The 15522-nt window shown below is 60.9% G+C and carries 15 protein-coding genes; 3 read left to right on the top strand and 12 right to left on the bottom strand.

From position 1 onward, the window contains the following. The 3 genes from ONB25_14035 to ONB25_14025 all read left to right on the top strand — a co-directional run. Positions 1-652 (top strand): OPT/YSL family transporter (locus ONB25_14035; GenBank protein MDZ7394004.1); only part of this gene is annotated, 652 nt, incomplete at its 5' end. A 278-nt stretch (positions 653-930) separates the two neighbouring features. Beyond that, entirely contained in the window at positions 931-1884 is a 954-nt protein-coding gene (locus ONB25_14030; GenBank protein ID MDZ7394003.1) for an aminopeptidase, read from the top strand. Between the two features lie 26 nt (positions 1885-1910). Next, complete coding sequence (locus ONB25_14025; protein ID MDZ7394002.1) at positions 1911-2726, top strand: M55 family metallopeptidase; 816 nt, start codon at positions 1911-1913, stop codon at positions 2724-2726. A gap of 48 nt (positions 2727-2774) precedes the next feature. On the opposite strand, the gene ONB25_14020 is transcribed toward ONB25_14025, so the two are convergent. The 12 genes from ONB25_14020 to ONB25_13965 form a co-directional block, all read right to left on the bottom strand. Continuing rightward, on the bottom strand, positions 2775-3605 hold the full coding sequence (locus ONB25_14020; protein MDZ7394001.1) for a phosphatidate cytidylyltransferase: 831 nt from the start codon (positions 3603-3605) through the stop codon (positions 2775-2777). Positions 3606-3621: 16 nt separating this feature from the next. Beyond that, positions 3622-4545, bottom strand: a complete 924-nt coding sequence (locus tag ONB25_14015) for a dihydroorotate dehydrogenase (GenBank protein ID MDZ7394000.1) — start codon at positions 4543-4545, stop codon at positions 3622-3624. Next, a complete protein-coding gene (locus ONB25_14010) occupies positions 4535-5335 on the bottom strand; it encodes a dihydroorotate dehydrogenase electron transfer subunit (GenBank protein ID MDZ7393999.1) in 801 nt (266 codons plus the stop codon). The genes ONB25_14015 and ONB25_14010 overlap by 11 nt, the downstream gene beginning before the upstream one ends. A gap of 3 nt (positions 5336-5338) precedes the next feature. Further along, complete coding sequence (locus ONB25_14005) at positions 5339-7366, bottom strand: tetratricopeptide repeat protein (GenBank protein MDZ7393998.1); 2028 nt, start codon at positions 7364-7366, stop codon at positions 5339-5341. A gap of 50 nt (positions 7367-7416) precedes the next feature. Beyond that, entirely contained in the window at positions 7417-8163 is a 747-nt protein-coding gene (locus ONB25_14000; protein ID MDZ7393997.1) for an NAD-dependent deacylase, read from the bottom strand. After that, a complete protein-coding gene (locus tag ONB25_13995) occupies positions 8153-8719 on the bottom strand; it encodes a Gx transporter family protein (GenBank protein ID MDZ7393996.1) in 567 nt (188 codons plus the stop codon). Before ONB25_13995 ends, ONB25_14000 begins: the two co-directional genes overlap by 11 nt. Further along, the gene (locus tag ONB25_13990) at positions 8700-9122 is read right to left on the bottom strand and encodes a NusG domain II-containing protein (protein ID MDZ7393995.1); all 423 of its coding nucleotides are present in this window, start codon (positions 9120-9122) and stop codon (positions 8700-8702) included. The genes ONB25_13995 and ONB25_13990 overlap by 20 nt, the downstream gene beginning before the upstream one ends. A gap of 6 nt (positions 9123-9128) precedes the next feature. Then, positions 9129-10919: a tetratricopeptide repeat protein gene (locus tag ONB25_13985; GenBank protein ID MDZ7393994.1), complete on the bottom strand. Its 1791-nt coding sequence runs from the start codon at positions 10917-10919 to the stop codon at positions 9129-9131. 463 nt (positions 10920-11382) lie between these two features. Next, on the bottom strand, positions 11383-12798 hold the full coding sequence (locus ONB25_13980) for a HAMP domain-containing protein (protein ID MDZ7393993.1): 1416 nt from the start codon (positions 12796-12798) through the stop codon (positions 11383-11385). A gap of 144 nt (positions 12799-12942) precedes the next feature. Continuing rightward, a complete protein-coding gene (locus ONB25_13975; protein MDZ7393992.1) occupies positions 12943-13215 on the bottom strand; it encodes a hypothetical protein in 273 nt (90 codons plus the stop codon). 42 nt (positions 13216-13257) lie between these two features. Beyond that, on the bottom strand, positions 13258-14757 hold the full coding sequence (gene dacB / locus ONB25_13970) for a D-alanyl-D-alanine carboxypeptidase/D-alanyl-D-alanine-endopeptidase (GenBank protein ID MDZ7393991.1): 1500 nt from the start codon (positions 14755-14757) through the stop codon (positions 13258-13260). A 23-nt stretch (positions 14758-14780) separates the two neighbouring features. Continuing rightward, the coding region (locus tag ONB25_13965) for a dipeptide epimerase (GenBank protein MDZ7393990.1) at positions 14781-15522 on the bottom strand (742 nt) is incomplete at its 5' end.

Raw genomic sequence — 15522 nt, 5'->3', positions numbered from 1 at the left:
ACACATCCTCGGTGGCACGCCGTGGCGCATGCAGGTGGGCGATTTCATCGGCGTGCTCATCTCAGCCCTGGTGATGTGGATACCGCTCTTCATTCTCAACGCCGGCGACCTGAAGATGGCCGAGATCAAGGGGTACCAAGGCGGCTTCGGCGGCGACGTGCTGGCTGCGCCGCAGGCAACCCTCATGGCGAAGCTCTCGCAAGGTATCGTGGGCGGGCAGATGGTGTGGCCCTTGATCATAGTGGGCATTGTCTTGGCTATCGGCTTCATCCTTGTCCAAGTGCGGAGCCCCATGCTGGTCTGCGTGGGCATGTACTTGTCGTTCGAGACGGTGGCGGCCATTTTCGTCGGCGGCATCATCCGCTGGGTCATCGATATGGTGGTTGCACGCCGACAGTACAACGAAAACCAGAAGACCAGGATTGAAAACCGGGGTATCCTGCTTGCCTCAGGCCTTATCGCCGGAGAGGCACTGGTGGGCCTTATTGTGGCTGCACTGGTCTTCTTCGGCGTAGGCATCCCGAACCTGTGGCAAAATTCGTCCTACTTGGTCAGTCTGTTGGTCATCGTGGCGCTGGGGTATTTGCTGGTCAAGGTGCCGTTGGGCAACGCTGGCGACCCCAATGAACCCGCAGCGCCCGCCGTAATGTGATTGCCCGCTAGTGGCAAGGCCCAGAAAGCCGGAGGTGAATGTGAAGCTGGGGCCTCCACTACCACGGAGGCCCCACCTCTACGCGTAGCGTGGAGCGACGGTTTCCCTGGCTGTTCATGGGCGACCGTTGCGCGTTTCGATGCCAATCCAAGGGCTGCAGACAACGGCGGTCTGCCACCAAGTCGGAGAACCCTTGGGTGACTTCCGCGCAGAAGGTGACATGGGCGACGGATGCCGGAGCACGTGACGACTCAGCAAGACACGAAGGGAAGGGGGGTATGAACAAACTTCAGCAGGCGGCCCGACTTGTGCTTTCGAGGTGCCTGGACGCCAAGAACACCGAATCGGTGCTTGTGGTGACTGACGCGCAGATGATGGAACTTGCCCGGCTTCTGTACTCGGCGGCAACGCGGGTGAGTCGCGATGCGGTATTGGTGGAAGTCAGGCAGGGCGCTCGAGATGGGGCAGAGCCTCCCGCGATCGTCAGCCGTATGATGGCCGCCGCCGACGTGGTGCTGGTGGTCACCTCGGTGCAGTGGCACCACAGCGAAGCACGACGTATGGCTTGCAGACGCGGGGCTCGTGTCCTCAGCCTATCGGGGATTACCGCGGATGCTTTGCGGCGGGCGGTGGACGTGGACTATGAAGAGTTGGCGCGGCGCACCCGTAAGCTTGCAGATGTGCTAACCATCGGCCGCAGGGCGCACCTGACGACGCCGGCAGGGACGGATGCCTGGTTTTGCTTGGAGGGCAAAAAGGGAATCGCTCACACGGGGCTGGTGCACCAGCGCGGAGGGTTTTCCACGTTTCCGGCGGGCATGGCGTGCATTGGGCCATCGCCGGAGAACACGCACGGGCGCATCGTCATCGAGCACGGTCTTGCCGGCTATGCCCGACTCGATGCGCCGGTGGTGGTGGATGTCAAAGAGGGGCACGCCACAGCGGTGCATCTCCCGAGGGCAAGGGCAGGACTACGGCACGAGCTGCGCGCGCTCGGTCCGGAGGCACGAACCCTGGCTGAACTGGGCATCGGCACCAACGCAAACGCCCGCATTAGCGGCTGCATGGCCGAGGACTGCAAAGTGCTCGGCACCGTCCATGTCGGCCTTGGCAATAACCGGTCCTTCGGCGGAACGGTCAACGTGCCCTTTCACGCGGATGGCATTCTCTTCGCACCATCCCTGGAAATCGATGGCCGAGTGATCGTGCGAGATGGCCAAGTGGTGCTGTGAGCTAAGATGGGAGTGGCGGACAGACGATGAGAGTCTTTGTTTCTGCAGACCTGGAAGGCGTGAACGGCGTGGTGCTGCTGGATCAGGTGCTTCCCACTTCGCCGGCTTATGCGCAAGCACGGGAGTGGATGATTCAGGAGGTCAACGCTGCTATAGAAGGTGCGGTGCAGGGGGGTGCGCGTGAGGTGATTGTTAACGATGCGCACCATACCATGACCAACCTCCTCATTGATCGCCTTCACCCGAAGGCGACCCTCTTGAGCGGTACGCGCAAGCTCTTTTCTATGATGGAGGGGATCGAGGGCTCAGTTGACGCGGCCTTTTTTATCGGGTACCACGCCAAGACCGGTACAGAAGGCGCAGTATTGGATCACACCTTCGCCGCTTCGGTGATCCACGATGTCCGCGTAAACGATGTCTCGGTAGGCGAATTCGGGCTGAGCGCCGGTATGGCCGGACACTTTGGCGTTCCGGCAGTACTGGTGACGGGCGATCGCGCCGTGGTGCAAGAGGCAAAGGCCCTTGTGCCGACCATCGAAGCCGTGGTGGTCAAAGAGGGCCTCTCGCGAACCGCCGCGCGCTGCTATCCCTTTGCACGTACCCTAGAGGATATTCGCCTCATGGCTAAGCGGGCGGTACAACACCTGGAGGACAAACAGCCCCTCAAATTCGCCGAGCCGGTCCGTCTGGCTATCGAGTTTCAAAAGACCGAGCAGGCAGATCTCGCGGCAAGCATTCCCGGGATGCAACGCCAAGGGGGATGCACGGTCGTGTTTGAGGCGGACGACTTTGCCACGGCCTACCGCGCCTTTGTCGCCGCCTTCCGCATTGCCAATCAGTAGCAGGCGGGTCTGCGGGCCCCGTGCCTTGGCCAGGGGGATCTTGCTTCGCTATGCCAGAGCTATGAAGCGAAGGTAGTAGTAGGCAACCGGTGCCAGCAGCAGAAAGCTGTCAAACCGGTCGAGCATGCCCCCGTGGCCTGGGATTAGAGTGGAGGAGTCCTTCACCCCTGCGTCTCGCTTGAACTGCGACTCGGTGAGGTCGCTCAGCTGGCCCACGGTGCCGCACAATGCACCGATGACCAGAGAGTCGCCCAGGCGGAGGCCGGTCACAAGAAGTGCGTGGCACGCCCACGCGCAGAGAAGTGCGGCGCAGAACCCTGCTATAGCCCCCTCCCACGTTTTCTTCGGGCTGATGCGCACAAACAGTTTGTGCCTGCCCATCGCCGTTCCCACACCGTAGGCGGCCGTGTCGCACACCCACACAGTGATCAACATGAGCACCAGCCACGTGCCGCTCTGCTTGTAGGGAAGCCCCAATTCCACAGGGAGCTGACGGATGAGCACTAGGTGGCCTAAGAGCAGGGGGACAAAAAGGATCCCGCACAGGGTGGTCGCCACATTCGTAGTTGCCGAGCCGCGATTCCGAAACAGCTCCACGCTTACTACCAGTAGTGTCAGAAGCGAGATCCCCACCCAAATGGCAGCAGGCCCCTCGAGGTAGAGAAGACTCGGCACAAGCACGGTGGCGGCCACACCCAGGCCAGTCTGCGGGTAGGCCGCCTTGAGGCGCGCCAGACCATAGAACTCGACACTGGCCACCCCGACGATGATGGTCACTATCACCACAAAGGGCCAGCCGCCCTTGAGGGTGGTGAATAGGATGAGCGGGATGAAGATACCCGCAACAATGAGCCTTTTGCCAAGGGTCTCGAAGCGCACCGCCGTCCTCCTCAGGTCAACATTCCACGTTCAGGCGCCCCACCAGGTCCGCCAGACGATCAATGCCTTCCCTGTCACAGTAGCTCTCCAGGTCCCGCACGATGCGCGCCGCGCAATCTGGGGTTACAAAGTTCGCGGTGCCCACCTGCACGGCGCTGGCGCCCACCAGCATGAATTCCAACACGTCCTCATAGTTCTGAATGCCACCAACGCCGATGATAGGGATGCTCACTGCGTTTTTGATTTCCCAAACTTTGGCCAGAGCTACAGGTTTGATTGCCGGGCCGGACAGACCTCCGACGACTGTGGCCAGCTTTGGTGTGCGCGTGCGATGGTCGACCGCCATCCCTACCAACGTGTTGATGGCAGAAACAGCATCCGCACCCGCCTCGGCCACTGCCCGAGCAATCTCGCCGATGCGCGTGACATTCGGCGTGAGTTTTGCGATGAGCGGCCTTGTGGTCTCCTTGCGCAAGGCAACAGTGACCTCGTATGCAACATCAGGCCGGGCGCTGAAAGCCATTCCTCCCTCCTTGACATTGGGGCAAGAGTAGTTCAGCTCGTAGCCATCGATGCGGAGGTCGCACTCCTCCAAGCGCCGCAATACCGCCTTGAACTCGTCCGCTGAGCGCCCGGCAATATTGACGATGATGGCGGTGCTGTAGCGCTGCAGCGCGGGGAGCTTCTCCCGGACAAAGACCTCCACACCCACGTTGGCAAGGCCTATGGAATTGAGCATGCCGGCGGCAGTCTCCGCAATGCGAGGTGGAGGATTACCGGCACGAGGCTCCAAGGTGATAGTCTTGGTCACCACGCCGCCGAGGACGCTGAGGTCAAAGTAAGGGGCGAACTCCTCGCCGTAGCCGAAGGTGCCTGATGCGACCAACACCGGGTTGTTGAGGGTAAGGCTTCCGATGGAGACCCGCAGATCAGCGCTCAAGGTCAAGTTCCCGAACGTCAAACACTGGACCGTCTTTGCACACCAATTTGTAGTTGGGCCCCGCGGACGTGGCATGTGTGGGCACTGCGCACCCCATGCACGCCCCGATCCCACAAGCCATGAGGGTTTCTAGGCATATCTGTCCCCAGACCCGCTTCGCCGTACAGATGCGTGTCACTTCCCGGAGCATGCCCACCGGCCCGCACGCATAGACAGCAACGCCGTTATGGTGAAAGTCAGTAAGTACCGTGGCAAGAAGCTCAGTCACTGGTCCTTTGAAGCCCCGACTTCCATCTTCTGTAGCCAGGTGCAAGACGACGGGGAGGCGTGCGAGGTCATCCAGCGCGCAGAGGGCTGCGGCATCGCGGGCGCCAAGAAGCACCATGGGGTGGAGGCCCTGCGCACTCATCTCCTGAGCCAAAAAGTGCACCGGGGCAACGCCCAGGCCACCGGCTACCAGAAGGGGTTGCCTTTCTTCCGGCGGCGGCGCGAAGGCGCGGCCCAGAGGACCCAGCACATCCAGTGTGTCGCCAGGAGTAGCCCCTGCCAGCAGGCGAGTCCCAGTTCCTCGCACTGCGAAAAGAAGTCCCACGAGGCCTGCATCCCGGTCTACAGAATAGACGCTGAAAGGCCGGCGCCACAGAGGGACAGGCCCCTCCCAAACCTTGACATTAACGAACTGGCCAGGGGCGGCCTCGGTAGCGAGACGTGGGGCCCGCACTGTCAGGCGGAAGACCTGCGCAGTCACCTGCTCGTTGCTCACCACAGGGCAAGAATGAAGTGCGGGCATGCTCTACTCTTTCTTTCGCTGAAGCATCGACTTACTTTCCGCAGAAGAATCCGGCGCTGCCGCTTGCGATGGTGGTTGCTCATCCTGATCCAGTTGCTCCTCCTCGGGTGGAGGAACTGGCGCAGTGGCCGACGAATCAGCGCGAGCGCCGGCCTCGGCAAGACGTCGCAGCTTTTCCGCTTCGCGCTCGTAGACCTCGAGCTTTCGCTTTGCCGCCTTTCCCTGGGGCGAATTCGGATGCAGAGCGAGGAGTCTCTTGTACGCCTCAAGCGCCCGTGGACCGTCGTGGAGCTTTTGCTCCAGGACCCAGGCGATGGCATACAGGGCGCGAGGGGCGTACTCGCTTTCGGGGAATTTGGTGCTCACCGCGGCAAATATGGACAGGGCGCTATCTGCAAAGTCGGTCTCCCACAAGAAGCTGTCTGCCTGCCAAAACAGGGTGGCAGCCAAGTCCTCTTCGCGCGGGGACTTAGGCAAGCCGAGCACGCGACGCGCCCCCTCCGCCTGAGGGCTTTCTGGAAAGCGTTCGAGGATGACCCACAGCAGCGAGTCCGCACGAGCGGTGTCTCCTTGCGCCGTGCGGAGGATGTAGGCAATAGGATAGAGCGCCTGGGCTGCAGAGCTACTGTCCGGGTTCACGTGATAGGCGTGCCAGTAGTGTGCTATGGCAGAGTCGCCGCGCGCAAGCTGAAAGTAGAAGAGCTCCGCCAACTGGAGGTGGGCAGTGATCAGGTCCATCCCAGGGTAGGGGCTGATAGGCGTCTTGGTGGGTTGCACCGGCATCCGTGGTTGGTTGCTTCCGCGAATGAAAACGGCAAGAGAGGTGTCGGGTGGCCCCTCCGGAGTGAGGGCCATTAGGTCCCGCATCTCTGGTGCCGTGGTGTCGGGACGCATTGGTGTGGCGGCCTGCTGAATGGAGTCAGCCACAAAACTCTGTCCAGTCAGTTCAGCGATGGTGGCGCGCAGACGCAACAGACGCTCAATGTCTGCCACCCGGGCGTTGGCCGCGGGAACCAGCTCGCACCGAGGCGCCTCTGCTTTTACCTGCTCGTAGTGTTCCCGGGCCTTGGCGTAGTCCGTGTAGTGTTCTTCGTAGACCTTTGCCAGAGCATAGTGAGCTCGTGCCGACGCCTCGGTCCGGGGATGGTCCTTGATGAGGGCCTCGTATCCACTTATCGCTTCATCAAGTTGCCCCTCTCGCAAAAGGCATTCGGCTAACTCAAGTTTGGCATCCGGCCAGTACTGCTTGGCCAGGGGGTCGTTTGCCATGCGCAGGAAAACACTTTCGGCGGCGCGCAGGTCGCCCGCCTCCCTCAAGGCACGACCCATCTTCAAAGTCGCCTCGTGGCGAAGGTTGTCGATGACGGCGTATTTTGCCGCGGCTTGAAACGCTCGCGCGGCAGGGCGAAAGTCTCCCAATTCAAGGTAGCACTCGCCAAGCTTTGCGTAGGCCGTGCTCCGCACCTCGCGGTCGCCGATCCGCTTTGCGGCCTCGCTAAATCTGGCCGCAGCGGCACGGTAATCCTTCCGAGCAAAGTCGATCTCCGCAATGAGATACTCCGCCTCATCCCGCAGATGCGATGACCTGGAGGTGGCAATCACCTGCCGACAGTCAGAGGCAGCGTGGTCCAGTTGGTTTTGGGCTATGCGCGTGCGCGCCCGCCACACCAGTGCCTCCTCTGCGAGGGCCGTCCCGGGGAAAAGGGTGAGAAGCTCCTCAAACTTCCGCTCGGCCTTGGCATATTCCGCCTGGTAGTAGAAACACTTGCCCAGCATTAGGAGAGCGTCATCTACGTATTTGCTGGTGCTGTACAACTCCAGCACCTTTGATGCTTTTTCGATGGCCTTCTTATAAGCACTGGTTTCCTGGGTGCTTACCGTTTGTCCCTTGCGATTCTTGCGTTCTCGCTCCGCCGCCTTAAAGGCCTGCTGGGCATTGTAGAACGTGTTGTAATACGCACAACTACCGACGGTCAGCAGACACACAAGACTTATCAGGCAGGCCTTGGGCCACCACCTGCGTGTTGTCACCGGTTTCCGCCTTACGAGCGTGGTCTTGTTCGCGATACGCATGGGAACACCTACACTTTCCGCAGCTGGGCAAGCAGCAGTGGGAGGATTTCCCCGGACTTGCCTCGGATCGATTCATGGACGACCGTGGTCAGGGGCGTGGGTTCGAAGTTGATTTCGACCACATAGGCGCCGCTGCTTTTGGCCTCCAGCGGCAGCGAGGCAGCGGGATAGACCACCGCCGAAGTGCCGATGGAGAAGAACACCTCTGCACGATGTGCCGCAGCTACCGCCTCCTCCCAGGTTCTTTCCGGCAGCATCTCCCCGAACCAGACCACGTCAGGCCGCAGGAGCCCGCCACAGCTGCAGTGTGGCAGACCCGACTCGGGGCTTACCGGTACCTCCTCGAGCAGGGCCCCGCAGTGTGAGCAGCGGTTGCGCATGATGTTGCCGTGCAGCTCCAACACATTGCGACTGCCGGCACGCCGGTGGAGCCCATCCACGTTTTGCGTGATCAGCGAAAAATCGGGTACCATCTTTTCCAGTTCAGCGAGGGCGTAGTGCCCCGGGTTGGGACTGATGTCGCGAATGATGGAGCGACGATACTCGTACCATTCCCACACCAGCGCAGGATTGCGCTGGAAGGCATCGAAGGTGGCCAGCTCTTCTGGGCGAAACTTCTTCCACAGCCCATCCGCGCCGCGGAAGGTGGGCACGCCGCTTTCTGCTGACACCCCTGCGCCGGTGAGAACAGCAACCGAGCGTGCCTGTCGCAGCCGCCGCACGAGCTCCTCGGAAAAGAGTGGCTCAGCCTCCATCGTTCGCCCTTCCTGTTGCAGATAATCTGCCCAGCGCCCCAGTCACCGCCAAGTGCCCGATAAGCCCCACCACCGTACCGGTGACCACCGCCGCCAACAGCATTGCCGGGAGGAGAAAAAACAACTCCATCCTGCGCACGATGAGGGCATAGGCGAGCCACATCTGTACCAGATTGTGGCAGGCGGCCCCGCACACACTGATGCCGATAATGCTGAAGGCGTCCTTGGCGACATATCTGACAGTTCCCATTGCGAATACTGCCATCATCCCTCCGCCCAGGGAGAGGAAAAAGGCAGGATTAAAGAAAGTGCCCAAGAGCAAAGCCCCCACCAAGATGCGCACCAACGTTACGGCGACTGCCTCCCTCATCCCGAGAAGGTACAGCGCGATGAGGCCCGCAACGTTAGCCAGACCAGGTTTGAGCCATGGCAGGGGCCGTGGGATGAGGCTTTCGAAAACAAAGAGCACCAGCCCTGTGGCCACAAGCACAGCGGCATATGTAACCCTTCGGCTGCCGAGGTAAGCAGTGCGAACACTACCCGATGATTGCGTCAAGTGGGTTCCGACGACGGCCTTCAATTCTCACCACAACTCGATTGGGAATGCAGACGACTACTTCGCCGGCCCGCGAGATTTTGCCCATGCGCACACAAAGGTGCATAGGGCAATCCGAGGCGCTCACCCATGCGGCCCCGTCGTGGACTTCCACGATCGTGGTACCGACGGGCCCATCCACGACCAAACGTTGCTCCTGGCGCAAGGGCCCACGGTAGAACTCCCTGTTTCCTGCCTGCACCACCACCGTTTCGCCTGCCGAACGCATCTGGTTCACAGCCGCAAAACTGAGGGCACTGAGAGCAAGCAACGCTCCCAGGAGGAGCCGGTCAGCCGGGGTGAGAAACCGCCATATGCCCTTCGCCCGACTGTCAATGCCCGGGTGGTTTCCAGGAGTGCGCATCAAGGCTTAGCGGGGAAACGGGATCGTCTCCAGAGCTCGAAGCTGGCCTTCGGCTCTCTTCTTATACTCGCGCGCCCCGCTGTGGTTCGGATTGATTTCAAGAACTCTGTTCCAGAACTCAATAGCAGAGCGGTAATCTTCTTCTGCATAGAGCGCCATGCCGCGGTTGAAATACTCCTCCGCCAGGTTTGCCATGCGCTCCTGACACTCTTTGGCTCCCCTCTTAGCCGCTTCATTCTTGGGGTCGTTCTCCAGCGCCTGCTGAAACAGGCGTAGAGCTTCGGCGAAGTTTTGGTTGGCCAGAGCGGCGGAGGCCTGTTCCACCAATCGTTGTGCCCCCAGGAGCTCGCCGACTTTCTTGCGCATGGTGAGTGCGCCCGCATGCTCAGGCTTGTGGGCGAGAGCCTTCTGGAACTCCATCAGCGCCGCGGGTAAGTTCTGGGCGTCAATGTAGCTCAGGCCGCGTGCATACGCATCTTCAGCCAAGCGGTCGATGGCCTGCTGGCTGAGTTGCAGGTAGCGAGCAGCTTCCTGGTTCTCAGGGGCCAGCTGGAGTACTTGGCTAAGGAGACGCCGGGCTTCGCCATAATCGCCTCGTCGATAGGCAGCTGTTCCTGCGGCAAGGCGCGTGTTGATGTGCGCCTCCACCTTTTGTGCTAAGCGCTTTGCCCCTGTCGCGGCGAGCTGGTTTTCCGGCTGGAGCGTCAACGCCTGGCGGTATTTTGTGTAGGCGTGAAGATACTCGTTCCGTTCCTCGGCGCGCCCCGCGTCAGCAAGCAGGATAGCCACTTGGCGTTGTCGACGATCGAGCTCGGCCAGCACCTCTTGGAGCAGCCGCTGTGCGCCCGGATGCTCGGGGTCGCGGGCCAATGCCTGTTCCAATTCCCGACGGGCCTCGGCGGGTTTGCCATCGCTGATCAGCGTAAGTGCCCGCAGATAGTAATCCCGGGCGCGCTCGCGGTCAAGCGTCTCCATCCTTTCCAGGTAAGAACGTGCCCCCTGATGGTCGTTTTGCACCAGAAGTATGGTCTGGAAAATCTCCCGCGCTCTGCCCATGTCGTTCTTTTCAAACGCTTCCACGCCGTTCGCATACAGCTGGTCCAAGTAGACGTTGACGCGAGGCTTTATCTGTTGCACGCGGCGCAAGGCTTCGTGGTTGTCCGGGTCCAGGTTTAGGACCCTGAGGTAATTGACGGTGGCGTTGAGGAACCAGCCTTTTTCCTCCAGACGCTGCCCTACCTGGAGCAGAGAATCCACCGCGCGGTCCTGGTGCCGAACCAGGAGGCGCAGACTATCGGCCAGCGCCCGGGCAGTGTGGTCGTTCAGACCGTAAGCAAGGGCATTGTCCAGCTCCGCCACCGCGCGGCGAAGGTCATTTGTCTCCAAAGCGTGCGTGGCCTTCTCCCGGTGACGGGCGGCCAAGGTCTGCGCATCGTCGCCAATGCCAATGGAGATGGTAGCCAGCAGGCGCTTCTCCTGCGCCGCATAGGCTATTACCAGGTCCGCGTTCCGCCAGCGTAGGGCGGTACCCAGGCCCCAGGTGAGCTCCTGGCGGTAGGCAAGACCAGCCTGTACACGCATCGTGCGAAAGGGACCCCACTCGATGCCAAAGTGCGTGGACTCTGCACCGCGTTGAGCGTGGTAGGCAAAATGGAGGGCTGGAATGAACCCACCTGGGTGATAGGCTACTCCAAAACGCAGTTGGTGGTCGACGTCGCCCAATACGAGCGGCACGTTGTGCGCGCTGAATGCGATGGTGTACCTGCCACCCGTGCCCGGGTCAGTTCCTTCTCTCATGCCAGGGTGCCAAATGAGTCCCAGCCCGGCGGTGGGCCAGGATTCCGAACCGTGCGAGAGCAGACTTATAGCAGTACCAAACGCCGCGGTCCTGCCAAGACGACGCGCCCATGCCAAGCTTCCAACCTGGTAAGCCTCAGGTCCTTTCCCAGTACTTCCTACCGCGAATGCAGCGCCGGTCCGGGGCGGCAGAAAGAGAGTGATCCCAGCGAAATCCACGGAGAACGCCCCGGGGGTGGAGAGGGTGAGCCTGGTTTCGGTAAGACCGGCGAGCCCGGCGGGGTTCCAGAACAACGCTGTGCCATCGGCGGGGTCTGTGACGAGCGACCTGCCCATTGCATGAGCCCGCGCTCCGGGGCAAAAATCCAGAAACTCGGCCTGCGCCCAGGTTTGCTTGCTCGACGTGGCCAAGAAGCATAGGAGAGCGCAAGCCAACACTACGCGCCGCGCTCGGCCATTTAGCTCACATGACAATTGCACGGTCATAGTCGATCTCAAACACCTCGACGGGCTCCTTCTTGCCTTTGACCATGACGGGGGCAAGACGGACGATTGGGTAGCTCCCGGTCAAGCTCCGCACCAGGTTTGCCGAGGTAATGATCTGTCCGGGCTTTGCCAGGGCGCAGAGGCGATTTGCCACATTGACCACGTCACCGATGACTGTGTAGTCCATGCGGCTCGAGGAGCCCATATTGCCCACTACTGCTGGGCCGTCGTTGATGCCGATGCCCACCTCCAGTGCCACTTGGCGCTTCCGCAGGCGTCTGCTGTTGAGCGTGCGGATGGAGCGCTGGATCTCCACCGCGGCGCGAATGGCGTGGTCGGCCATTGCCTCACCAAGAAAGATGCCCATAACCTGGTCGCCTATGAACTTGTCCACCACGCCACGATGTTGCTCGATGACCTGGGCCTGGAGGTCAAGATACACGTTGATGAGTGAGACCACCTGCTCTGGAGGAAGCGCGGCGGTGATGGCCGAGAAGTTGCGGATGTCCGAAAAGAGCACGGTGCAGTGGCGGAGTTCTCCCCCTGTTTCCGGGGGGTCTCCCATGGCGGCACGCTTGCGGATCATATCCACAGTCAGCTTGGAGACAAATTTCTGCATGTGGAGCCTTTCGCGGAGCTGTCGGATCATCCGGTTAAAGTCTGCAGCGAGTTGCCCAAGTTCGTCTCTCCGGCGCACCGGGACTACCACTTCCAGGTCGCCGCTGCCCACTGCGCGAGCAGCACGAGAGAGCTGGCGAATGAGGGCCGTCATGCGCTCCGCCACGAGGTAAATCACCAGTGGCGAAAAGACGAACACCACCAGCAGCGATACCACCAAGATGTTTCGAGCACGTCGCAGCGGAGCCCACAGCTCTGCCTTGGAAAAGCCTATGACTGCCGCTCCCAAGAGGATGCGCTGGGCCCTCTCGCCGCTTCGGCGCACGGCAAAGATGGGCTGGAAGTATTGGTAGGTGGTATCCCCCACCACTCGCCAGTACAACCCCTCCAAGCCGGCCAGAATGGCCAGCTCCTCAGTGCTCACCATTCCGCCCCGGAGCCGATAGTCGGTGTGCGCAACAATGCGGCCGTCACGAGCTACCACAGCGGCGTACTGAAAACCTTCGATGCCCAACTTCTTGAAACGCAGCACAATGTCCTGAACACGATCGCGCGCCGTTCCGGCCCCTGCCGTCTCCAAAAGCATCTCCTCGCGCGTGTACTCGCTCAGGTTACTGGCCAGCAAGTTGCACGTGTTCTGCAACCGTTGTAAGAGGATGGTGCGGCCGGTGTGGTACAGAACCACGCTCAACAGTACCACCGCTAGGAACACGATTCCCGTGATGATGAGGGTCATCTTGAGCCTAATGGGCATGGTGGCAAACCAGGCCACCATGGATTCCAGGCGCTCCAGTAGGGCGATGCGCCACCCCGGTCTCTTTGAGTAACTCCCTCTTGCCGCACTCGGCGCTGCGTTGCTCGGCGGTCTTTCGGTCTCGCGATGTAGTCTTCTGCGTTGCACGGGGGTTACCAGGCGCGCTCAGCGCACGATGATTTCCTCGACTTGAAAATGATCGAAATGGGCGGAACGGTCCGCCTCCACCACCCGGCCCAAGTAGTGGATGAGGTAAACCAGAATGGCTACGGCGATGAGCATCAGGAGTATGGAACGTCGTCTGACCGGCGTCTGTAACACCGTGGGCCTGCGAAAACGAATCCGGCGCCCTTCGCTTTCCTCTGCCTCTTCTTTGGGCTCATAGAAGAAAGGCTGATAGGAGAAGCGTCTTATCCGTGGACGTGTTCCAAAAAGCATCAGCACCACCTCATTTCGACGCCGGCTCGCGCAAAACGGCCCTCAGGGATTTCGGCGGCTGAACGTGGCGAGACGTTCGCACACAAGGTCCTGCAGGCTGTTCGCCAGAGCAGTCGGCGCGGTGTAGTTGTTGGCAATCATGCAAAAGGCCAGTTCTTCCTGATCGGCAGTGCGCACGTAACCGGACAAGCTGCGTACGTGGCCGATGTAGCCGGTCTTTGCCCGAACGTTGTTCTCGGCCGCGGTGCCGCGCATGCGGCCGCGAAGAGTGCCATCCACACCCGCGGTGGGGAGAGAACTGCAAAAGACTTCTCCCCATTGGTGCCTGCGCATCCCCCGCAGCAGAGCGACCACCGCCTTGGGCGTTACCATGTCCAGACGCGACAGGCCAGAGCCATCCACCATGTTAATCACCTCTGGATCGGCACCGAAGCCTACCACAACCTCCTTCACCACATCAGCACCGTGGGCGGCGTCTCCTACGCCATTGCACTCAGCGCCTAGCGTACGCAATAGCAATTCGGCGTAGAGATTCTGGCTCACTTTGTTGATGGTCGTCACCAGCTCGCTCAGCGGTGGCGAGGTGTAGGTTGCCAAAACTTGGCAGGAGGTTGGCTCGTAGGAGAATCCAATCATGGAGTCAATGTCCACGGCCTTGCCCTCGATGGCAATCCCGGCCCGGAGGAGCGTTTCTCTGAAAACATGGGCCGCAAAGAGAGTGGGATTCTCCACCGAAAACCACTCTCTGCTTTCACCGCCGTCAATTTCTATACTGCCGCGAATGACTACCCGGTTGGTGCCAGGAGCGCGGTCGAACGACACCCCCGTGGCACGTCCTTTGGCCGCGGTGGTGACCAGGCAGTCCACGTGCACGTAGTCGGTAGCCGGTTCGAGCCGAAATCGTGCTGGTGCACCCACACTGTCTCCGGGCGTAAAGATGATGTCCATGCAGTTGTCATTGAACGAAAGGGCGCTGATCTGCGCGGCGTAATAGTCGGACTGATAATCCCACGACCAGCCCACACCAAGCACCTCGTCGGCGAAATAGTTGTCGTCGCCCACCACATCGCCGCGCACGGTATGGATGCCGCGCACGCGGAGGCTATCGGCCCATGCCTGAAAGACTGCCAGCATGTTGCCCCCGTGGTAACGCCCGGTGATGCTGGGGTCGCCTGCACCGCGCACAATCAGCGAGCCTTCTAATACGCCGTTTCGCACAGGCCCGCTTGCCAACAGGCGCGTGCGAAAGCGGAACTCGGGCGAAAGCCTCACCAAAGCTGCGGCGGTGGTGAAAAGCTTCATGTTCGAGGCGGGCATGAACTCTTTGTCCTCGTTGCGCAGGTAGAGGAACTCGCCGTTACGGAGCGACTGAATGGCAACGCCCCAGTGGGCATTGGCAAACGCGCGGTCGTTGAAGAGGTAGTCCAACTCTGCGCGCAGCCGGTCGACCGGCGTCAGAGGTTGCATCCGCTTGAGCGGCGACGCACACCCCATCGCCACCAGAAGGAAAAGCAGGGGCAGTTTCCAAGCACGTTGCGACATGTAGATCCTCCACAGGAGCAGAATCAGGCGCTCAAGGCGCGCGGTTTTACGCCAATACCAGGTCCGTCCGGCAGCACAAGGGCGCCGTCAACTAGTCCGACGCCTTCGTACGGGTCTTCAGCCACCAGAAGGTGCCCGTCCAAATCCACATAATCCACCAAAGGGGCCAGATGGGCCGCGGCCGTGATGCCCACGGAGCTCTCGATCATGCATCCGAGCATGACTTTGAGACCGTGCTGGCGAGCTAACTGAATCATCCGCAGTGCCTCGCGCAGTCCACCGCACTTGCTGAGCTTGATGTTGATGCCGTCAAACGCGCCGACGAGGCCGGGGATATCCTCTGCGTTTCGACAGCTCTCGTCGGCCACCAGGGGCAACCTCACCCGTGCGCGAAGCCAACGCATCGCATCCACGTCACCGGCGGGCAAGGGCTGTTCCACCAGCTCCACACCCTTGGTCTCCAGCCAGTTGATGATTGTGACCGCCTGCTCGGGCGTCCACCCTTCGTTGGCGTCCACGCGCAGAGGCTTATCGGTCATGCTGCGCACCGCCTCCACCGTGGCGAAATCGTCACTACTGCCCAGCTTGATTTTCAGAATTCGATATGGCTCAGCCTCAAGGACCTTGCGACGTATCTCCTCCGGACTGGCGATGCCCAAGGTAAAGGAGGTGGGTGGCAGCATTCCAGGGTCTATCCCCAAAAGTTGGTGAAGAGGCTTGTCATGGATTTTGCCCAGCAGATCCAAGAGGGCCATCTCGATGGCA

Source organism: candidate division KSB1 bacterium (genome assembly GCA_034506335.1).
In the GTDB taxonomy this organism is placed as follows: domain Bacteria; phylum Zhuqueibacterota; class Zhuqueibacteria; order JANLFK01; family Oleimicrobiaceae; genus Oleimicrobium.
Note: the sequence above shows the minus strand (reverse complement) of the source record. Positions and strands in the feature narration are given on the sequence as shown.